The organism is Stenotrophomonas sp. STEN046 (assembly GCF_056759755.1).
On sequence record NZ_JBRRDR010000048.1, the window covers coordinates 14784 to 34757 of the forward strand.

Here is a 19974-nt window from a genome sequence, read left to right on the forward strand (position 1 = left end):
TATTCAGTGCCTGTCAAATGCCTGTCATCGGAAAAAACGTTGCAGCAGCAACCATTTAGCGGTGTCAGGCATCGGGCGGGGAGGGGCCCGGGAGGCGCGCGGACAGGACGTGGGAGAGAGGAACGTCGGCCGCCGCGCATCCCGGGGCGCGTCAAGTATTCGTTAACGTTAGAATTGCGTCGCAGGAACAGTGCTCACCAGCACATTCCATTCGGTTATATGGACGCCTCCCCCCATGATTTCGCTTCGTAATTTCGCCTTGCGCCGCGGCGAGCGGCTGCTGTTGTCCAATGTCGACCTGACTCTGCATGCCGGTTACCGGGTAGGCGTGGTCGGCCGCAACGGGGCTGGCAAGTCCAGCCTGTTCGCGGCGGTGAAGGGCGAACTGGAGGCCGACAAGGGTGATGTCGACCTGCCCGGCAAGATCCGCATCGCCAGCGTGGCCCAGGAAACCCCGTCGCTGCCCGACCCGGCGCTGAGCTTCGTGCTCGGTGGCGATGTCGAGGTAGCCGCCGTGCTGGCCGCCGAGGCCGATGCCACCGCCCGCGAGGACTGGGAGGCCGTGGCCGAAGCCCATACCCGCATGGCCGAGCTCAATGCCTACGACGCCGAAGCGCGCGCCGGCAAGCTGCTGCATGGCCTCGGTTTCCCGGCCGAGACCCACCACCGCGCGGTGTCTTCGTTCTCCGGTGGCTGGCGTGTGCGCCTGAACCTGGCACGCGCGCTGATGATGCCCAGCGATCTGCTGCTGCTGGACGAACCGACCAACCACCTTGATCTGGACGCGGTGTACTGGCTGGAGCAGTGGCTGCTGAAGTACCCGGGCACCCTGCTGCTGATTTCGCATGACCGCGAATTCCTGGACAACGTCGCCACCCACACCCTGCACCTGCACGGTGGTGGCGCCAAGCTCTACCCGGGTGGCTACACCGACTTCGAGCGGCAGCGCGCCGAGCAGCTGCGCCAGCAGCAGATCGCGCACGAGAAGGAACAGGCCGAGCGCGCTCACCTGCAGAGCTTCATCGACCGTTTCAAGGCCCAGGCCAGCAAGGCCGCACAGGCACAGAGCCGGATGAAGCGGCTGGCCAAGCTGGCCGGCACCGAAGCGGTGCGCGCCGAGCGCGAGTTCCGCATCGAGTTCGCACCGCCGGCCAAGCTGCCGTTCTCGCTGATCCGCCTGAATCATGTCGATGCTGGCTATGGCGCCGATTCGGTGATCCTGCACAACGTCGGCTTCGGTCTGGAAGCGGGCCAGCGCATCGGCCTGCTAGGCCCCAACGGCGCCGGCAAGACCACCCTGGTCAAGACCCTGGTGGGCGAGCTGGCCGCGATCAATGGCGAACGTGCCGCGCATCCTGACCTGCGCATCGGCTACTTCGCCCAGCACACGGTCGAATCGCTGCATGAAGGGCAGTCGCCGATGGAGCACTTCCGCGACCTGGCACCGGATGCACCGAACCAGTCGTTCCGCGATTTCCTCGGCAAGTGGAATTTCCCGGGCGATCGCGCATTTGAACCGGTCGATGGATTCTCCGGTGGCGAGCGCGCGCGCCTGGCGCTGGCGCTGATCGCCTGGCAGCAGCCGAACGTGCTGCTGCTGGATGAACCGACCAACCACCTTGACCTGGAAATGCGCGAAGCACTGGCCGAAGCGCTGGCCGATTTCGACGGCGCGATCGTGATGGTGTCGCATGACCGCCATCTGATCGGCCTGGTCTGTGACACCTTCTGGCGTGTGGCCGATGGTGTGGTCGAACCGTTCGATGGCGATCTGGACGCCTACGCCGCCTGGCTGCGCACCCGTCCGCAGGCGCAGGGCACCAAGGCGCGCATGGAACAGGTGGAAGAGCCGGTGGTGGTCAAGACCACGCCGGTGGCGCAGGTGGTACAGAAGAAGCCGGTCAATCCGCACAAGCTGGCCAGCGCCGAAGCGAAGGTGGCCGAGCTGGAAGCTTCGCTGGCGGAACTGGATCGGCAGTTGGCCGATCCGGGCAACTACGCCGATGCCACCCGCATGGCCGTGCTCGGTCGCGACCGGGAGACCACCGCCTCGCAGCTGGAGAAAGCCGAAGCGGCCTGGATGGAGCTTCTGGAGTCCTGATTCCACCGGTAGCGCCGGGCCATGCCCGGCGGGCTGCTACTGCGGCACCGGGCAATCGCTGGCTTCCAGCACGGCCTGCAGGCGCTCACGATCTGCGCGTGCCGCATCGCGGTTCTCCTGTGCGGCGAACCGCTCGCGACCGCGTGCGTCGCGGAAGCGCTGCTGCCAGCTTCCGCAACGCTGGGCTTCGGCGACCTCGCTGCAGGCATCGCGCACCACTTCACAGCTGGCCGCGTTGACCGGTGTCACGCCACCCAGGCCCTCCACGCTCAGCAGTTCGCAATGGCCCGGTGCCGCTTCGTACTCGTGCAGGTAGGGACTGCCCTGGCTGTCGTTGCACTGGAAAATCGATGGCAACGGGGGTTTCGGCGGTGCATTCGGATCCCCTGCCGCGATGCTGCCGGCAGGGTCGCGCAGCATCGCACTGTCGAGGATGGCGTCATCGCCCTCGCGTTCGACCATGCGTGCCTCCGAGATCGCACGCTCCTGGCCGGCATGCGCCTCAGCGGGCGGGGGGGGCGGCGTCGGGGCAGGTGCTTCGGCCGCCGCAGCAGGCATCTCCTGCACCGGTGCAGCGGGCACTGCGGTGGCTGGCGCCGGGACGCGCTGGATTTCCTGGCGGGTGCCGGCGGGGCAGGGCGTGCGCTGCAGCGTGGGCACATCGCTGCTGCCCATGCAGCGATAGATCACCAGGTCATCGGCCAACGCGTTGCCGGGCATCAGGCCCATGACCAACCAGATCAGTCTTTTCATGCGAGCAGCCTACAGCGGTGGCCCATGCCCGGGTAGTTGCCAACTGTGGTTGGCAGCGCTGTCTGCCAGCGCCCAACAAGGCGGGCGTCTACCAGAGCGGAGGGCTCAGCGGCCGCAATCCTGCGCCAGTCGCGCATCGATGCCACGCTGTTCCTTGCTGATCGCGTTGCGCTCGCTCTGCAGCGCGCTGTTGTAGCGTCGGTCCAGTTCCCAGCGACGGTCGCGCAGGCGCGCGCACACTTCCTGCGGCGGCAATGCGTTGCACGTGTCGCGCACCAGTACGCTGCCCGCCGGAACGTGTACGCCCATGCCGACCGATGGCGGGCGATGAACCGAGGGCGGGCGGCCGCCGATCGGCATGGCGATCGAGTTGTCGCTGCCGGCTGGGCGCGGGCCCGGGTAGGGAGGGCCCGGACGGGAGCCGCCATACCCGCCATGGGGGTACCAGACGCTGGTCCACACCGGCACCCACCGCGGATTTCCTTCATTGCTGTCGCTGGTATAGCGCTCGCCGTCCTCACTGACGCATTCGTACATCGGTTGCGGCGGTTGGATATAGACATGGCGCACTTCGCGGTCGCGCATCACCGGCACCTGTTCCGGGGCAGGAGGCGTGGTGGTGCTGGCGACGCGTGGCGGTGGATCGCGCGGGCGCTGCAGGTCGCGCACTTCCTGCCGGCCCGCTGTGCAGGGCGTGTCCTGCAGGGCCACGGCGCCATTGCTGCCGACGCAGCGATAGACCCGCACATCGTCAGCGGCGAGCACCGGCAACGGCAGCAGCAGGGCCAGCAACAGGGCGGGGCGCAGCAGGTTCATGCGCGCAGCGTGCGCGATCGGCTGCGCCGGCGCAATCGACCGCTCAGGAGCGCAGAACGTTGCCACTCAGGCCGTCGCGGATCGGGGTGGGCTGGGCCAGGCCACCGGTCTGCCCGTCAAGGATGCCATCGAGCAGCCGCAGCAGGCGTGGATCCAGTTCCTCGCGGCTGCGTGCGGGCGGTTCGCCGGCCAGGTTGGCGCTGGTGGACACCAGCGGGCCGCCCCAGGCCGTGCACAGGGCAGCCACCAACGGGTGGGCGCTGATGCGCACGGCGATGCCGCTGTGCTCGCCGGTGATCCAGCCGGGCGCGCGTGCCCCGGCCGGCAGGATCCAGGTGTTGGCGCCGGGCCAGCTGGCCAGCACCGCGCGCTGGCGTGCGTCGGGCAAGGCCTGCAGGCGTACCCAGCCCTGCAGCTGCGCCAGTCCGGCAGCCACCAGGATCATGCCTTTCTCGATCGGGCGCTGTTTCAGTCGCAGCAGCAGGTGCACCGCCGCTTCGTGCGAGGGGTCGCAACCCAGGCCCCAGACCGCCTCCGTCGGGTAGGCGATCACGCCGCCACTGCGGAGCGTGGCGACTGCGGTATCCAGGGTGAGTTCTTTCATGGCGGTGACCGGGCCCGGCGTGGGCCTTCATTATCCCCCCGCGGCGTGCACAGCGGGTGGAACGGAAGCCATCGGTAGTGCCGGGCGATGGCCGGCAATCTCAGGTCGGGTGCAGTTGCCGGCCAGCGGCCGGCACTACCGACCCACGCATGGCGTGGGTCTACTTCGCGGCCTTCTTGACGGCCTTCTTTGCCGGCGCCTTCTTCGCGGCCGCCTTCTTCACCGCTTTCTTGGCGGGAGCCTTCTTGGCGGCGGCCTTCTTCGGCGCCGCTTCCTTCTTGACGGCTTCCTTCTTCACGGCCTTCTTCGCAGGTGCCTTCTTGGCGGCGGCCTTCTTGCCGAAGCCCTTGCGCACCGGCTTGCCGGTTTCTTCCATCAACTGCTGCACCTCGGCCAGGGTGAGCGATGCCGGCTCGCGATCCTTGGGGATCTTGCCGTTCATCTTGCCGTCGCTGATGTACGGGCCGAAACGGCCGTTCAGTACCTGGATGTCGCTGCCATCAAATTCCTTGATGATCCGGTTGCGCGCGATCTCTTCCTTCTCTTCGATCAGGAACACGGCGCGGGCCAGGTCGATGGTGTACGGGTCGTCTTCCTTCTTCAGCGAGGCATAGGTGCTGCCACGCTTGGCGAACGGACCGAAACGACCGATGCCGACGCTGACGTCCTCACCCTTGTCCTCACCCAGCGCGCGCGGCATCAGGAACAGTTCCAGCGCGTCTTCCAGGGTGATGGTGTGCATCGACTGGCCGGGGCGCAGCGAGGCGAACTTGGGCTTCTCCTCGGCGTCCTCGGCGGTGCTGCCGATGGCCGCGTACGGTCCGAAGCGGCCCAGGCGCACGCTCACCGGCTTGCCGGTCTTGGGGTCGGTGCCCAGTTCGCGGGCACCGCTGGCCTCGGCGCGATCGACCGATTCCTTCTTGTCTTCGACCAGTTCCTTGAACGGTTCCCAGAAGCGCGACATCAGCGGGATCCACTCTTCCTCTCCGCGCGAGACGGCATCGAGCTCGTCCTCAAGCTTGGCGGTGAAGTCGTAATCCACGTACTGGGTGAAATGGCTGGACAGGAACTTGGACACCGCGCGACCGACATCGGACGGGCGGAAGCTCCGGCCTTCCATCTCAACGTACTTGCGGAACAGCAGGGTCTGGATGATCGAGGCGTAGGTGGAAGGGCGGCCGATGCCGTACTCTTCCAGCGCCTTCACCAGCGCCGCTTCGGTGAAGCGCGGCGGCGGCTGGGTGAAATGCTGGTCGGCCACGATGCGCTCGAGCGGAATGCGGTCGCCCGGCTTCATCGCCGGCAGCTTGCGGCCTTCGTCGTCGTCCTCGGCGCTCTTGTTGTCCTTGCCTTCCTCGTACACGGCCAGGAAGCCGGGCACCACCACGGTGGTACCGCTGGCGCGGAATACATGCTCGCTGCCGGCCGAGAGGTCGACGCTGACGGTGTTGAGCGTGGCCGGGATCATCTGGCAGGCCACCGCACGCTTCCAGATCAGCTCGTACAGCTTGCGCTCGTCGTCGGTCAGGAACCGTGCGACCTGTGCCGGGGTCCGCAGGGCCGAGGTCGGGCGCACCGCTTCGTGCGCTTCCTGGGCGTTCTTGGACTTGGTCTGATAGGTATTGGGCTGGTCGGGCAGCGAGGCGATGCCGTAGTCGCGGGCGATCACGTCGCGGATTTCGGCCAATGCGTCCTGCGACAGGTTCACCGAGTCGGTACGCATGTACGAGATCAGGCCGACGGTGCCTTCTTCGCCACCGATGTCCATGCCTTCGTACAGCTTCTGCGCCACCTGCATGGTCTTGCGGGTGGTGAAACCGAGCTTGCGCGAGGCTTCCTGCTGCAGGGTGGAGGTGGTGAACGGCGGGGCCGGGCGGCGCTTGCGCTCCTTGCTGGCCACGTCGGTGACGTGCAGCGAACCCTGCGCGGCCTGCTGGATGCGCAGGCGGGCGGCCTCGGCGGTGTCGCCGTCGGTGACGGTGAACTGCTCGAACTTCTGCCCGTCCAGCTTGATCAGCTTGGCATTGAAGTGCTGCGAGGGGTGCGCGCACTCGGCAGCGATCGACCAGTACTCGCGGGCGATGAAGGCTTCGATCTCTTCCTCGCGCTCGACGATCATGCGCAGCGCCGGGCTCTGCACGCGGCCGGCGGACAGGCCACGCTGCACCTTGCGCCACAGCACCGGTGACAGGTTGAAGCCGACCAGGTAGTCCAGCGCGCGGCGCGCCTGCTGGGCATCGACCAGATCGCTGGCGATCTCGCGTGGCTGGCTGATGGCTTCCTTGATGGCGCGCGGGGTGATCTCGGTGAAGACCACGCGCTGCATCGGCTTGTCCTTGACCAGCCCGCGCTCCTTCAGGATCTCGGCGATATGCCAGCTGATCGCTTCACCCTCGCGATCCGGATCGGTCGCCAGCAGGATGTCGTCAGCGCCCTTTGCGGCCTTGGCGATCGCATCGACGTGCTTCTCGTTCTTCTCGATGACGTCGTAGTGCATGGCGAACCCGTTGTCCGGGTCGACTGCGCCTTCCTTCGGAATCAGGTCACGCACGTGCCCATACGAGGCCAGGACCGTGTAGTCCTTGCCGAGGTATTTGTTGATCGTCTTGGCTTTGGCCGGCGATTCAACGATGAGCAGGTGCTTGGGCATGGCAGCAGGGTCTGTGGGTAAGCCGCGGGGAAGGGCCGCTAGGGTGGAGCAAACGGCCGCATTAGTGAAGCGGCCACGGGCAAATCAATAAACTGAACGCCCGGGACTGTGCCGGGCGTTCAGGTTTCCTTATTAGAGGAATCACGCCCGGCCTGCTGTTGTCAAGCAGGGAGGCGTGAGGATGGGCGTCAGCTCATGCCCTTGGCCATCATCACCACCAGGGCGATCAGCGCCACCACGCCCACCAGCATCAGCACGCCGCCGATCACCAGCACCACCACCGTCACCGTGCCCAGTTCGCGGCGCTGCAGGTGCGGCTGGTCGGTGAAGGCCCAGCGATCCACCACCAGGGTGTCGCAGATCATGTCGTGCAGGGCCTGCTTGCGATCGGTGAAGGCGGCCATCAGGTAACCGATGCCGATGGTCAGGCCGCTGAGCATGAAGCCGAAGTAGCGGCCGATGGCGCGTCCCAGGGTCAGGCGTTCGCCACCCGGGCGCACGACCTTGATGCCCACCGCCTTCTTGCCCAGCGTGGCGCCGCTCTCGGAGGCGTGGAACCAGGCGTAGTAGGCGCAGGTCAGGGCCAGGCTGATCAGCATGTTGACCACCTGCGCCGCGATCGCGCCGGTGCTGCTCTCATCGGCCAGCCCGGCCATGCCGACCATGCCCAGAACGACAACGAAGCCGATGACCGAGGTGACCGCCGTCACCAGGGCATAGTCGATGAGGTAGGCCGCCACGCGCTTCCAGAAGCCTGCAAAGACCACTTCGCCGCCTTGTACCGGCTGCATGTGATCGCCGCCGGCGGTCGCGGGCGCGTCATAGGGCGAACTGCTGAGGGCGCCGGTACCGGGCAATGGCGCGGTGCCGTTGTCGATCGCGGCGTAGTCGTTGCGCAGGTCGAAACCACCACTGGCGGTGGTGGTGCTGGCATCGGCCAGGGTCTGCAGGCCCAGTTCGTCCACCATTTGCCGCAACGGTGCCCATTGCCCCATGCCCTCGCGCCACACCAGCGTGTCCAGGGTCAACTGGCCGCGCTGGAAGCGCTGACGGATCTCGGTGACCGCCAGCGGTCCCTGGCGTTGCTGCCCTTCGGCGTAGTACCACTCAGTCATTGCATGTCCCCTGTTGGGTCGTCCTTGGTGGGTTGCCCGATGTGCCGCTCAGCCGTGGCATTGCGTGGGCAGATACTTGTCGTCGCTTTCGCCGCTGCATTCCCAGCGTCCGCTGTCGCGGTCGTACTCGAGCCACAGCAGATCGCCGTCCAGGCTCTTGCCCGGAACCGACAGGGTCGCTTCGATACCGCAGTGGCCGTTGTTGAAGCGGCCGATATGCACGGCCGACAGGCCCTGGCCGGCAAACGCGTCGGTCGCCGGGAAGCCGGCATCGTTGGCGCCCGGGCAGCGATCCTGGTCGTCGGCGAAGTGCTGGACCTCATCCTTGAGCGGCTGCAGCGCAGCGATGGCGCCGGCGACCTTGGCCTTGACGGTGTAGTCGTTGTAGGCCGGCAGCGCGATGGCCGCCAGAATGGCCAGGATCGGCACCACCACAAGCAGCCCCACGCCGCCGATGATGGCAGTCAACGCGCAGCCGGACAGGCCCTTCTTCGTCGCTGGCGCGGTTGCCATCGGCGTTGCCGCGTACGGCGAAGCAGGCGGAAGGGTGGGCGGCAACGGCGCGATGGGCGGCGGCGGCGGCGGCGGTGCGGCTGCAGCGGGTTCTTCAACTGCAGCGGGCATTTCGACCGCAGGCACGATCAGGCCCAGTTCGTCGACCACACTGCGCAACGGCTGCCATTGCGGCAAGCCGTCGCGCCACACCAGGGTGTCCAGGGTGATCTGGTTGCTGCGGAACAGCTCGATCAACTGTTCGGGGGGCAACGGACCTTGTTGGCGGTTGCCTTCTGCATGGAACCACTCACTCACGGGGGACGCTCCTGAATGCGCACGGCCCCCAAGTGTACGGTCAGTGCAGGGGTTCTGGCTCGTCCACGAACATCTGCGTTTCCATCCAGGCGTAGGCCGCCTCGGCACCGGGCTGGTTGAACAGCACCATCAGCACCACCCACTTCAGGTCGTCCAGGTCCAGTTCGTCCTGGTCCAGGGCCATCGCCCGGTCCAGCACCAGCTCGCGCTGGCCGGCATCCAGGATGCCGTGCTGTTCCAGGTACAGCAGGAAACCGCGGCATTCCACGTCAAGCTTGTCCAGCTCCGGGCCGTGATACACGCGCACGGGGCCATCGACCCGCGCCTGGGCCGCGCTCGGTCGCTGCGCTGCCAGGGCATCGAGCCACTCGAATGCCTTGTTGATCTCAGTAGGGCTGAAACCGGCCTGGATCAGGCCATTCTGCAGCGAGTCGCGGTCACGGATCAGGTCCGCATCTTCGCTGAAATAGTGTTCAAACAGGTACAACAGTACATCCAGGATGCTCTCTTTCATTGCCCCTCGGCCTGCGTCGCGCGACGCTGTGGAGGTGAAGAAACTAGGGACGTCGACAGTAGCGGCCGTGTACGCACACCACGATCCCCGCAAGTTCCATGGCCAGCAGCATGGAGGACACCTCCGACGCCGTCAATCCACACCGCGTGATCAGTGAATCCATACCGCTTGGGTCGTGGTCCAGTGCCTGCCACAAGCGCTGGTAGTCCGGGTCGTTCGTCCAGCATGCCGGCAGGTCCGCCGGCGCTGCCTGTTCAGTGGGGGTGGCCAGCCGCGATTGCAACCCTGGAAGCTGTTGGCGCAGGGCCGGGGCCAGCAGTTCCAGTACCTCCTCGGGGCGCTCGACCAGGGCAGCGCCCTCGCGGATCAGCCGGTGGCAGCCGGCCGCACGCGGGTTGAGCACCGAGCCGGGCAGGGCGCAGACCTCACGGCCGGCTTCGGCGGCCAGCCGGGCGGTGATCAGGGCGCCGGAGCGCTGCGCCGCCTCGACCACCACCGTCGCCAGTGCCAGCCCCGCGACCAGGCGGTTGCGGGCGGGAAAATGGCCGGGACGCGCGGGTGTGCCAGGCAGGTACTCGCTGACCACCGCACCCTCTGCGGCGATCCGCGCCTGCAGGCGGACGTGGCTGCCCGGGAACGCCAGGTCCGGCCCGGTGCCGATCACGGCCACCGTGCACCCCCCGGCTTCCAGGGCGGCCACGTGGGCGGCCGCGTCGATGCCCGCAGCCAGCCCGCTGGTGACGGCCAATCCGGCCTCGACGAAGCAGGTCGCGAAGCGTGCCGCCAGCGCCCGGCCCGCGGGCGTGGGTGAACGGCTGCCCACCAGGGCCACCGAAGGACGCCAGGCCAGGGCCGGATCGCCGTCCACCAGCAGCGCCAACGGCGGGTTGGGCACATCAAGCAGGGTGGGCGGCAAGGCCGGGTCATTGCAGGCCAGCAGATGGTGGCCCGGTTCCAGCAGCCAGCGCGCGGCAGCGTTCAAGGCGCGGGCATCGGGCCGCTGCAGGGCGGCGCACTGCTCCGGCGTGCAGCCATGCGCCCGCCAGCCTGCGACGCCCAGTGCCAGTGCCGATTCGGCATCGCCACTGGTCTGCAGCAGCGCGCGTCGCGGTGCCAGCGAACCACCTGCCATCAGCAGGCGCAGCAGCGCCTCGTGTTCATGTCCGGTCATTCCCCGACTATCGCCGCCACACAACAAAGGCGCCCTAGGGCGCCTTCGGATGCTGCTGTCAGGATTCCCCGGAGGTTACCGCTGCGGGGTCACTTCGCGTCCGGATGCAACGCGCTGTACCCCACGTGCACCGGCTTCACGCCCTCCATCACCAGCGCATAGCTGACGTTGTCGAAGGTACGGAACACCATCGCGTGTGCGGCGTACTCATCGGGCAGGCTGACGCGGCCGGCACCGGTGCTGGGCGAATCGTCCATGCGCGAAGACCCCGGATACTTCATCCGGTGGGCCACGTGGCTGCCCTGGCGCCACAACGAGAACACGGTGCCGTTGTCCACGCCCTGGGTGCGGCCGGCCGAAATCGCGATCACATCGCGCGGGCCGCCAGCGTTGAACATGTCCGTTACCGCCAGCACGCGCACGTCCAGGCCTTCCACGCTGGCGGCGGGCACGTGCGGGAAGAACTGCAGGTCGTACGGCTTGGCTTCAATCGGAACCAGACGGTCGCCCGCCCGCACTTCGCGGCCGCCACTGTCGGAGTCCAGTGCCAGGGTCGAAGCTTCAGTCTTGCCGCCGGCCACCTTGGTGATGGTGCCGGTGCCGACCTGGGCCAGTTCGTAGCCCAGCACGCCACGGCGGTGGTTGGGGGCGTTGAAGGCCTTCCACATGTTGCCGCTGCCGGGGGTGACATCGCCGTTGGCGGTCAGGTCCTCGGTCGGCTTGGGCTGGGCGTAGCGCACGGTCGGGCGGACCACGGCCCAGCGCTGCCCGGCCTGCGCATCGGCCAGGCGGACATAGGCGGTCTGGCCACCGGTAGCGCGCAGGCGGTTGTCTTCCAGGCCGACCACGTAGGGCAGCTGTTCGATGCTGTCGACAACGCTGAGCTGCTTCAGGAACGGCTCGACCTGTGCCAGCGGCACGCCGGTGACCGGCGCTTCCTGACGCGGACCGGGCTGGGCCGTCACGCGGTCCAGGTAGGCCAGGCTGAGCACATCACCGGGATAGATCAGGTGTGGATTGGCGACCTGTGGATTGGCCTGCCAGATTTCCGGCCACAGCCAGGGTTTCTGCAGGAAACGTCCTGCGATGTCCCACAGCGTGTCCCCTTTGCGGACCACATAGGTGTCCGGGTGCCCGCCATTCACTTCCACGGCGGTAGCATAGGCAGTCACGGTCAGCATCGCCGCGGCGATGACCGTACGAAAACGAAGCAACATAGGTGTGAAGCCCTGATTCCCCAACAGGTTCGCGCACTATAGTCCAGAAACCGGGGCGCAAGGCAAGCGTTGGAGCTAGAATCTGCGACGTATGCCGGCGTATCCCGGCCCCAACCCCGGAAAATGCAATGGCTCTGCTCCCCATCCTCGAGTTCCCCGATCCGCGCCTGCGTACCAAGGCTGCGTTGATCGATGCCGCCGAAGTGACCACGCCGGCGTTCCAGGAACTGCTCGACAACATGTTCGAGACCATGTACGACGCCCCCGGCATCGGCCTGGCCGCCAGCCAGGTGGACGTGCACCAGCGCTTCATGGTCATCGACGTGAGCGAAGAGAAGAACGAACCGCGGGTGTTCATCAACCCGGAAATCGTCGCCAAGGACGGGGGCCAGGTGTACCAGGAAGGCTGCCTGTCGGTGCCTGGCATCTTCGCCGACGTGACCCGCGCCGACACCATCACCGTGAAGTTCCTGGACCGCCAGGGGCAGCCGCAGGAACTGAGTACCGATGGCCTGCTGGCGGTGTGCGTGCAGCACGAGATGGATCACCTGGACGGCAAGCTGTTCATCGACTATCTGTCGCCGCTGAAGCGCGAGATGGTCCGCAAGAAGCTGGCCAAGCAGCGCAAGCACGTGGCGTGATCGCCTATCCGGGCCGCCCCACGGGTGGCTCGTGCCTGCGCGTGTTGCGCAGGCTGCATGGCGCCGGCCGACGGCGCCGTTTTTTTTTCCTGCACGATTTCATCCTGCAAGTGGGGTTGCCATGAGGATTGTCTTTGCCGGTACGCCGGAATTCGCGGTGTCGTCGCTGCGCGCGGCTGCGCGCCATCACGAGGTCGTCGCTGTCTACACCCAGCCGGATCGTCCGGCTGGCCGTGGCCGCGGTCTGGCGCCGTCGCCGGTGAAACTGGAAGCGGTCGCCCGCGGCATCCCGGTGTACCAGCCCGAATCGCTGAAGGATGAAGCGGCCCAGCAGCAGCTGCGCGACCTGCAGCCGGACCTGATGGTGGTGGTGGCCTACGGCCTGATCCTGCCCAGGGCCGTGCTGAACATCCCCACCCACGGTTGCTGGAACGTGCATGGCTCGCTGCTGCCGCGCTGGCGTGGCGCCGCGCCGATCCAGCGCGCGATCCAGGCCGGCGACGAGACGACCGGCATCTGCCTGATGCAGATGGAAGCGGGCCTGGATACCGGCCCGGTGCTGCTGCACCAGGAACTGCCGATCAGCGCCACCGATACCGGTGGCCAGCTGCACGACAAGCTGGCCGAACTCGGTGCGCAGGTGTTGTCTGATGGCCTCGGCCTGCTGCGTGCCGGTATCAAGCCGGTCGCCCGGCCGCAGCCGGAGCAGGGCGTGACCTATGCGCACAAGCTGGACAAGGCCGAGGCGAGGCTGGACTGGACGCAGGATGCCGGCGTGCTGGCACGCACGGTGCGCGCGTTCAACCCCTGGCCTATTGCCGAGGCGCAGCTGGCCGGCGAGCGTGTGCGCATCCATGGCGCAGTGGCGCTTGAGCTGGATCACGGCCAGGCACCGGGCACGGTGCTGGCAGCTGGCCGCGACGGCATCGACATCGCCTGCGGGCAGGGCGCACTGCGCCTGCGCGTGCTGCAGCGGGAAGGCGGCAAGGCGATCACCGCCGCCGACTACCTCAATGCCCGTCGCGACCTGCGCGTGGGGGCGTAACCGGTGAGCAAGCCGAACGATTTCTCGATCGCCAAGGCGGCGCCCGGCGCGGCCACCCGCATGCTGGCCGCACGCGTACTGGCGCAGGTGTTCACCCGTGGCCGCTCACTCAAGGCCGAGCTGGCCTGGGCCCTGCCCAAGCTGAGCGACACCCGCGACCGCGCGCTGCTGGAAGCCTTGTGTTTTGCGGTGCTGCGCCGTCGCAGCAGCTATGACGTGGCCCTGCAGAACTGGATGCAGAAGCCGTTGTCGGACCGCGATGCGGACCTGCGCACACTGTTGATGGTGGGCTTTGCCCAGCTGGACGTTCTGGAACTGCCTGCGCATGCGGCGCTGTCGGCCACGGTCGATGCTGCGCGTGCGCTCGGCCGCGAACGCCAGGCCGGCCTGGTCAACGCAATCCTGCGCCGCGCCCAGCGCGAAGGCTTCCCGGAACAGCCGGCCCGCGATGCATTCCCGGTGTGGCTGGCCGAGGCCGTTGAACGCGATTGGCCAACGCAGGCCGAGGCGGTGTTCGCCGCCAGCCTGCAGCCGGCACCCCTGTGGTTGCGCGCCAACCGCCAGCACGGCGGCCGGGACAAGGCATTGGCGGCGCTGCAGGAAGCCGGCATTGCTGCAGAAAGCAGCCCGTTGAGCGCTGATGCGTTGCGCCTGGCCGTACCGGTTCCGGTGAACCAGTTGCCCGGCTTCGGCGAAGGCGCGCTGTCGGTGCAGGATCTGTCGGCGCAGTGTGCGGCCGATGCGCTGGCGCCGCCGCCCGGCAGCCGCGTGCTCGATGCCTGTGCGGCCCCGGGTGGCAAGTCGGCGCACCTGCTGGAACGTGACCCCAGCCTGCGCCTGCTGGCGCTGGATATCGACGCGCGTCGCCTTGCCCGCGCCAAGGACACCTTCACCCGCACCGGTGTGGGCGAGGGCGCGCAGATCCAGGTGGCCGATGCCAGTGATCCGGGCGCGTGGTGGGACGGCGTCCCGTTCGACGCGATCCTGCTGGACGCGCCGTGTTCGGCCACGGGCGTCATCCGCCGGCAGCCGGATGTGATGTTCCATCGTCGCGCCGAGGACATCGATGCGCTGGTCGGCATCCAGGCCCGGTTGCTGGAGGCCTGCTGGTCGATGCTGCGCCCGGGCGGCGTGCTGCTGTACGCCACCTGTTCGATCCTCAAGGCCGAGAATATCGATCAGGTAAAGGGCTTCCTGAAGTGGCACGCGGATGCGGAGGCTGTCGCGCTGGATGACGCTTTCGGTCTGGATTGTGACGGTATCGCGCGCCAGCGCTTGCCCGGTGAAGACGACGCTGACGGATTTTTCTACGCGCGTCTGCTAAAAAAGGGCTGACCTTCCCGCTGTCCGAGCTCCCATGCTGAAAACCCGTGCGTCACGCCAGACATGGTTGTTCGTCGTGATGGCCCTGCTGGTGTTGGGGACCGGCCTGGGACTGCGAGACCCCTGGCCCTCGGACGAACCGCGCTTCGCCCTGGTGGCAAAGCAGATGGTGGACAGCGGTGACTGGCTGTTCCCGCACCGCGGCCTGGAGCTGTACTCGGACAAGCCGCCGATGCTGATGTGGTGGCAGGCCACGCTGTACAGCGTGGTCGGCAACTGGCGGGTGGCGTTCCTGCTGCCGTCGCTGATCGCCGCCCTCGGCACGCTGTGGTGCGTGGTTGATCTGGGCCGGCGGCTGTGGACACGGCAGGTCGGCCTGTACGCCGGCTGGGCGCTGCTGTTCGCCCTGCATTTCACCTTCCAGTCGAAGAAGGCGCAGATCGATCCGCTGGTGGTGTTCTTCATCACCCTGGCCAACTACGGCCTGCTGCGCCATCTGCTGCTGGGCCCTGCCTGGCGATGGTGGTGGCTGGGCTGGTTCTTCGCTGGCATCGGGGTGATCACCAAGGGCGTGGGGGTGATTGCGCTGTTGATGATCGTGCCGGCGGTGATCGGCTCGGCGCTGGGCTGGCCGCGGCTGCGCCTGCACGCCCGCGATCCGCGCTTCTGGCTGGCGCCGCTGGCGTTCCTGCTGGCGATCGCGCTGTGGCTGGTGCCGATGGTGATGACCGCCCTGGCGACCCGGTCCGGCGAATACCTGGCCTACATGGACGACATCCTGTTCCGGCAGACGGCCAAGCGCTATGCGCAGTCGTGGGACCACCACCAGCCCTGGTGGTACTTCCTGGGCACCATGCCGTCGATGTGGATACCCGCTTTCCTGGCGTTGCCGTGGGCGATTCCGGCCTGGCGCCGACGCCTGCAGCGTCGCGATGCGCGCTATCTGCTGCTGTTGGGCTGGTGGGCGCTGATCGTGCTGTTCTTCTCAATCCCCAACGGCAAGCGCGATGTCTACATCCTGCCGGCGCTGCCGATGTTCTGCCTGGCGCTGGCACCGCTGCTGCCGGGCCTGCTGCGCCGGCGTGATGTGCAGTGGGTGCTGGGGGCCTTTACCCTGCTGCTGGCACTGGGAACGCTGGCTGCCGGTGCGGCCGCGCTGATCGGCAAACCGGGGTTTGAAGTCCGCCTGATGCAGACCCGTGGCATTGGCGACGGGGAAATGAACGCCCTGGCGTGGGCCGCGCTGGCGATGGGCGGCTGGGGTGTGGCCAGCCTGATGTTGTTTGGTCGTGGCCGCCGCCAGCTGGCGCTGGTCTCGACGTTGACCGCGATATGGGTGCTGTACAGCCTGGTCGGCTATCCGGTGCTGAATGATTCAAGCTCCGCCCGTGGCCTGATGCAGCACACCGGCCAGCGCATCGGCGCCGATGCCGAACTGGGACTGGTGGCCTGGAAGGAACAGAACCTGCTGATGGCCGACCGCCCGGCGGCGACCTTCGGTTTCAATGAACCCTGGGACGAGCAGCTGGCCGCCGCCGTGGAATGGCAGCAGCTGGCGCCCCAGCGGCGCTGGTTGCTGGTCCACGAAGACGCACTGCTGCCCTGCATCGACCGCAGTCGTGCAGAACTGGCCGGTATCGCCAACCGTCGCCGTTGGTGGCTGGTGCCGGCGGTGGCGGTACAGGGCGTGTGCGTGGCCAGTGCCGCCGAGCGCGAACGTGAACGGACGTTGCAGCGTGAGGAATAACCACTCTGGTCTGCGCTTGTCCAGACTGCCCAAGCGCTCGCAAAGGCAGTAAAACGTCAGTGTGGGATCGGCCCTGCCGGCGATTCCTTTCATTCCGCAGGATCGTAGCGAAATCTCTCGACGTGGCAGCTTCACAGCACAACCTGGAATCCACCGTCGGCGATCCGCTGGGTGTACCTGTTGGCGGTCGCGCGCGCGCAGCGCATTGGCTGGCGCAGATCGGCCTGTTCTGCATGCCCGCGCTGGTGCTGACGCTGCCGATCAACCTGCTGCCGTATGGCCTGGTGCTGCTGGTGACCACGCTGATGGTGCCGGAGCTGCTGTGGCGTGCGCGTCATCTGGATACGCAGCCGATCCGGGTGCTGACCTGGCTGATGCTGGCGGTGCTGGCCCTGGGCGTGTTGTCGATGGTGGTGTTCGAGCACGGCCTGCGTGATGTCGACAACCGCTCGCGGTTCCTGGTGATCCCATGGATCGTGCTGTGGGTGGGTGCGCTGCGCCCGGACATGCGTTGGTTGTGGCGCGGCGCCTTGGCAGGCCTGCTGGGTACGTTTGCGTTGTCATTGCTGCAGGTGCTGGGCGGCGCACCGCGTGCGGAACTGTCCACCAATGCCATCGTGCTGGCCGACATCGTGCTGATGTTGATGGTGCTGCTGGTGTTCTGCCGGCCTTCGCGACGCTGGTCACTGGTGATCGTCGGCATGGCCGCCGGTTGCGGCACCATCGTGTTGACCGGCAGCCGGGGCGTATTCGCCGCGTTGCTGGCGCTGCTGGTGGTGCTGGCGCTGAGCCTGCGCTGGCGCACCGGCACGGCGCGCCTGTCGGTGCTGGCCGGGATGCTGGCCATCGGCGCGACGCTGCTGCTTTCGGTGCCGGGGCTGCGCCAGCAGGTGCGGCTGACCGAACTGCACAGCGATGTGCAGCGCATGGAGCAGGGCGACAGCGATTCTTCGGCCGGGGCCCGCGTCGAGCGCCTGCAGGTGGCATGGGAGACCTTCCTCGATCACCCGCTGATCGGGGTGGGCGTTGGCCATTTCGACAACGCCATGCAGCGGGTACCGATCTGCCGCGAGGATCCACAGGAGCCGCGTTGCCACCTGGGCCATGCCCACAATGATGTGGCCGAGTGGGCGGCAACCCAGGGCGTACCGGGTCTGCTGTTGCTGCTGGCCGTGTACGGCGTACCGCTGTGGGTGTTCGTGCGGTTGCATCGGCGCAGCGGGCACAGCACGTTCCGTGGCCCGGCCGCCGCCGGGGTGATGGTGGTGGTGTCCTATATCCTGTGCGGGCTGACCCAGTCCATGTTCGCGCACCAGATGACCGCCAGTTTCTACGTCACCATCGTGGGCCTGCTGGCAGGCCTGTCGATCGTGGAAGGGGCACGCTACCGCGCGCGCAGCGGTTGCTGACCCGGCATCGCGGGCGAACGGCGGCGCCGGGCCATGCCCGGCGAATACGCAGCGCGGCCTGCCCGCTCAGGGCTTCGGCGGGTCGGCCACGGCCTGGCCGTTGCCCAGCATCCACAGCATGATGGTCTTCTGGCGCACGTAGTTGGCGCGCACATAGGCGTATACCAGGCCATGCCAGCCGTCGCGGAAGCCGCCACGGAACAGGAACCCGCGCCAGAACCGCCAGGCCGGCGCCAGCACCAGCTTGCCCAGCGTGGCGCGCTTGCCGCGCGCGAACTCGTGCTCGGCCATCATCCGGGCGTACTTCTCGGTCTTGGCCAGCTGCTGCTGCAGCGAGCGGTACGGGTAGTGGATGAGGTCTCCGCGCAGGGTACCGACCGGGCCGTCCACGCTGGCCGCTTCATGGATCTCGCGCTTGCCGCGCCAGCCGCCCTGGCGGCGGTCGAACAGTCGCAGCACCCGGTCCGGGTAGGCATTGCCGTGGCGCAGGAACCTGCCGAAATACTCTGACAGGCGGGCGAAGCGGTAGCCGGCGTGGCCGGCGAAGCGGCCGTCCCGGGCCTGCTCGATGGCCGTGCGCAGTTCCGGGCTGATGCGCTCATCGGCGTCCAGGCACAGCACCCAGTCATGCCGGGCCTGCTCCACGCAGTACGCCTTCTGGCTGCGGAAGCCATCGAAGTGCCGCTGCAGCACGCGGGCGCCCGCCGCCTCGGCAAGGGCCACGGTGGCATCGGTGGAGTGCGAGTCGACCACGACGATCTCATCGCAGAAGGACAGCGAGGCCAGGCAGTCGCCGATGCGCCCGGCCTCGTTGAACGCGATAATGCACGCCGAGATGCGAGGCCGTTCGATGGGAGCGGTCGTGGAGGACATGATGGCCGGGTACCTGTTGTTTGCGACGGAGCGCTATGCGCTGCCTATTCTCGCCCCGTTGGTGCAGGCCTTGCACGCTTCCGGTCAGGAAGTGGCGGCCTGGTTCGAAGATGGTGCGGCCGGCAGCGCGTTGCCCGGCGTGCCGAACATCGGCCTGAAACAGGCCCTGGCGATGCGCCCGCGGGCGGTGTTCAGCGCGGCCAACTGGGTGCCGACCTTCCTGTCGGGGGCCAAGGTGCAGCTGTTCCATGGCTTCAACGTGGAAAAGCGCGACAGCGCGCGCGGCCACTTCCGGGTGCGCGGCATGTTCGACCTGTACTGCACCCAGGGCCCGGCCACCACCGCGCCGTTCCGTGAGATCGCCGCGTTGCAGGGCCACTTCGCCGTGGCTGAAACCGGCTGGCCGAAGCTGGACCCGCTGTTCCAGGACGATGCAGGCGAAAGCGCCGCGTTGCGCGCTGCTGCCGGTGGGCGCCCGCTGATCCTGTTCGGGTCCACCTTCACCGAACGCCTGAGTGCCGCCCCGCACCTGCATGCGCAGATCGCAGCGGACATCGCGGCCGGGCAGCACTACTGGCTGCTGACCCTGCACCCCAAATGCCCGCCGGAACTGTTCGAACGCTACCGCGCCCTGGCCGGGGCCAATGCGCGCTTCATCGAGCCTGAGCAGGTGGTGGCCGCCCAGCGTGCTGCCGACGTGCTGGTGTCGGATACCTCCTCGATCGTTTCGGAGTTCATCGTCCAGCACAAGCCGGTGGTGACCTTCCGCAACCGCGTGCCGAAGCCGCACATGATCGATTTCGACGACCCGGCACAGCTGCCGGCAATGCTGCAGCGCGCGCTGCACCCGGATGCGGCACTGCAGGCTGAGATCGTGCGTTATGCCGATGCCATCCACCCCTACCGCGATGGCCTGTCCAGCGAACGGGTGATCGCAGCGACCGAGGATTTCCTGTCCGGTGAGATGGGCGTGCTGCGTCGCAAGCCATTTGGCAGCTGGGTGCGCGACCTGCAGATCCGCAAGGACCTGGGTTACTGGGGCCCGTCGCAGCGCTGAATCATCGGGGTAGTGGGGGGGGGGGGGGGGGGGGGGGGGGGGGGGGGGGGGGCGGAGGCGGGGCGGCGGCGCCGCGCCCCCCCCCCCCCGCCCCCCCCCCACGCCCCCCCCCCCCCGCCCCACCCCCC

At 67.7% G+C, this 19974-nt stretch carries 17 protein-coding genes; 7 read left to right on the plus strand and 10 right to left on the minus strand.

What is annotated here, in order from left to right; translation table 11 throughout:
- Positions 1-235: 235 nt before the first annotated feature.
- A complete protein-coding gene (locus ACVOLJ_RS17805; protein ID WP_475280094.1) occupies positions 236-2101 on the plus strand; it encodes an ABC-F family ATP-binding cassette domain-containing protein in 1866 nt (621 codons plus the stop codon).
- Positions 2102-2137: 36 nt separating this feature from the next.
- On the opposite strand, the gene ACVOLJ_RS17810 is transcribed toward ACVOLJ_RS17805, so the two are convergent.
- From ACVOLJ_RS17810 to ACVOLJ_RS17850, 9 genes are all read right to left on the minus strand, one after another.
- Complete coding sequence (locus tag ACVOLJ_RS17810) at positions 2138-2854, minus strand: hypothetical protein (protein WP_481564737.1); 717 nt, start codon at positions 2852-2854, stop codon at positions 2138-2140.
- A 105-nt stretch (positions 2855-2959) separates the two neighbouring features.
- On the minus strand, positions 2960-3670 hold the full coding sequence (locus ACVOLJ_RS17815) for a DUF4124 domain-containing protein (protein ID WP_481564738.1): 711 nt from the start codon (positions 3668-3670) through the stop codon (positions 2960-2962).
- A gap of 43 nt (positions 3671-3713) precedes the next feature.
- Positions 3714-4274, minus strand: a complete 561-nt coding sequence (tsaC, locus tag ACVOLJ_RS17820; protein WP_475278462.1) for an L-threonylcarbamoyladenylate synthase type 1 TsaC — start codon at positions 4272-4274, stop codon at positions 3714-3716.
- 160 nt (positions 4275-4434) lie between these two features.
- Positions 4435-6924, minus strand: coding sequence for a DNA topoisomerase I (locus tag ACVOLJ_RS17825; RefSeq protein WP_475278461.1), 2490 nt, complete (start codon positions 6922-6924; stop codon positions 4435-4437).
- A gap of 188 nt (positions 6925-7112) precedes the next feature.
- Positions 7113-8039 carry an RDD family protein gene (locus ACVOLJ_RS17830; RefSeq protein WP_481564739.1) on the minus strand — a complete coding sequence of 309 codons (927 nt, stop codon included), beginning with the start codon at positions 8037-8039 and terminating at the stop codon, positions 7113-7115.
- 48 nt (positions 8040-8087) lie between these two features.
- Complete coding sequence (locus tag ACVOLJ_RS17835) at positions 8088-8849, minus strand: GYF domain-containing protein (RefSeq protein WP_481564740.1); 762 nt, start codon at positions 8847-8849, stop codon at positions 8088-8090.
- Positions 8850-8889: 40 nt separating this feature from the next.
- Positions 8890-9363, minus strand: a complete 474-nt coding sequence (locus tag ACVOLJ_RS17840; RefSeq protein WP_475278458.1) for a DUF494 family protein — start codon at positions 9361-9363, stop codon at positions 8890-8892.
- 43 nt (positions 9364-9406) lie between these two features.
- A complete protein-coding gene (dprA, locus tag ACVOLJ_RS17845) occupies positions 9407-10534 on the minus strand; it encodes a DNA-processing protein DprA (RefSeq protein WP_481564741.1) in 1128 nt (375 codons plus the stop codon).
- 89 nt (positions 10535-10623) lie between these two features.
- Entirely contained in the window at positions 10624-11751 is a 1128-nt protein-coding gene (locus ACVOLJ_RS17850; protein ID WP_475278456.1) for a LysM peptidoglycan-binding domain-containing protein, read from the minus strand.
- Between the two features lie 128 nt (positions 11752-11879).
- Here ACVOLJ_RS17850 and def point away from each other — a divergent pair, with 128 nt between their 5' ends.
- The 5 genes from def to ACVOLJ_RS17875 all read left to right on the plus strand — a co-directional run bounded on the left by def (position 11880) and on the right by ACVOLJ_RS17875 (position 17916).
- The gene (def, locus tag ACVOLJ_RS17855; RefSeq protein ID WP_154881125.1) at positions 11880-12392 is read left to right on the plus strand and encodes a peptide deformylase; all 513 of its coding nucleotides are present in this window, start codon (positions 11880-11882) and stop codon (positions 12390-12392) included.
- Between the two features lie 121 nt (positions 12393-12513).
- Entirely contained in the window at positions 12514-13437 is a 924-nt protein-coding gene (fmt, locus tag ACVOLJ_RS17860) for a methionyl-tRNA formyltransferase (RefSeq protein WP_481564742.1), read from the plus strand.
- A 3-nt stretch (positions 13438-13440) separates the two neighbouring features.
- A complete protein-coding gene (rsmB, locus tag ACVOLJ_RS17865) occupies positions 13441-14772 on the plus strand; it encodes a 16S rRNA (cytosine(967)-C(5))-methyltransferase RsmB (protein WP_481564743.1) in 1332 nt (443 codons plus the stop codon).
- A gap of 22 nt (positions 14773-14794) precedes the next feature.
- Positions 14795-16507: an ArnT family glycosyltransferase gene (locus tag ACVOLJ_RS17870; RefSeq protein WP_481564744.1), complete on the plus strand. Its 1713-nt coding sequence runs from the start codon at positions 14795-14797 to the stop codon at positions 16505-16507.
- A 122-nt stretch (positions 16508-16629) separates the two neighbouring features.
- Positions 16630-17916: an O-antigen ligase family protein gene (locus ACVOLJ_RS17875; protein ID WP_475278452.1), complete on the plus strand. Its 1287-nt coding sequence runs from the start codon at positions 16630-16632 to the stop codon at positions 17914-17916.
- Positions 17917-17982: 66 nt separating this feature from the next.
- Here ACVOLJ_RS17875 and ACVOLJ_RS17880 read toward each other — a convergent pair whose 3' ends face one another.
- Positions 17983-18789, minus strand: a complete 807-nt coding sequence (locus tag ACVOLJ_RS17880) for a glycosyltransferase family 2 protein (protein ID WP_475278451.1) — start codon at positions 18787-18789, stop codon at positions 17983-17985.
- Between ACVOLJ_RS17880 and ACVOLJ_RS17885 the strand changes: the two genes are divergently transcribed.
- Positions 18788-19846 carry a CDP-glycerol glycerophosphotransferase family protein gene (locus ACVOLJ_RS17885; protein ID WP_475278693.1) on the plus strand — a complete coding sequence of 353 codons (1059 nt, stop codon included), beginning with the start codon at positions 18788-18790 and terminating at the stop codon, positions 19844-19846. The two genes, ACVOLJ_RS17880 and ACVOLJ_RS17885, sit on opposite strands and share 2 nt — an antisense overlap.
- The last annotated feature ends 128 nt before the right edge of the window (positions 19847-19974 follow it).

What these genes read in the sequence shown, in the direction of transcription:
- ACVOLJ_RS17805 (WP_475280094.1), top strand. Translation starts at nt 236, where the DNA reads ATGATTTCGCTTCGTAATTTCGCCTTGCGCCGCGGCGAGCGGCTGCTG.
- ACVOLJ_RS17810 (WP_481564737.1), bottom strand. Translation starts at nt 2,854, where the DNA reads ATGAAAAGACTGATCTGGTTGGTCATGGGCCTGATGCCCGGCAACGCG.
- ACVOLJ_RS17815 (WP_481564738.1), bottom strand. Translation starts at nt 3,670, where the DNA reads ATGAACCTGCTGCGCCCCGCCCTGTTGCTGGCCCTGCTGCTGCCGTTG.
- tsaC (WP_475278462.1), bottom strand. Translation starts at nt 4,274, where the DNA reads ATGAAAGAACTCACCCTGGATACCGCAGTCGCCACGCTCCGCAGTGGC.
- ACVOLJ_RS17825 (WP_475278461.1), bottom strand. Translation starts at nt 6,924, where the DNA reads ATGCCCAAGCACCTGCTCATCGTTGAATCGCCGGCCAAAGCCAAGACG.
- ACVOLJ_RS17830 (WP_481564739.1), bottom strand. Translation starts at nt 8,039, where the DNA reads ATGACTGAGTGGTACTACGCCGAAGGGCAGCAACGCCAGGGACCGCTG.
- ACVOLJ_RS17840 (WP_475278458.1), bottom strand. Translation starts at nt 9,363, where the DNA reads ATGAAAGAGAGCATCCTGGATGTACTGTTGTACCTGTTTGAACACTAT.
- dprA (WP_481564741.1), bottom strand. Translation starts at nt 10,534, where the DNA reads ATGACCGGACATGAACACGAGGCGCTGCTGCGCCTGCTGATGGCAGGT.
- ACVOLJ_RS17850 (WP_475278456.1), bottom strand. Translation starts at nt 11,751, where the DNA reads ATGTTGCTTCGTTTTCGTACGGTCATCGCCGCGGCGATGCTGACCGTG.
- def (WP_154881125.1), top strand. Translation starts at nt 11,880, where the DNA reads ATGGCTCTGCTCCCCATCCTCGAGTTCCCCGATCCGCGCCTGCGTACC.
- fmt (WP_481564742.1), top strand. Translation starts at nt 12,514, where the DNA reads ATGAGGATTGTCTTTGCCGGTACGCCGGAATTCGCGGTGTCGTCGCTG.
- ACVOLJ_RS17870 (WP_481564744.1), top strand. Translation starts at nt 14,795, where the DNA reads ATGCTGAAAACCCGTGCGTCACGCCAGACATGGTTGTTCGTCGTGATG.
- ACVOLJ_RS17885 (WP_475278693.1), top strand. Translation starts at nt 18,788, where the DNA reads ATGATGGCCGGGTACCTGTTGTTTGCGACGGAGCGCTATGCGCTGCCT.
- ACVOLJ_RS17880 (WP_475278451.1), bottom strand. Translation starts at nt 18,789, where the DNA reads ATGTCCTCCACGACCGCTCCCATCGAACGGCCTCGCATCTCGGCGTGC.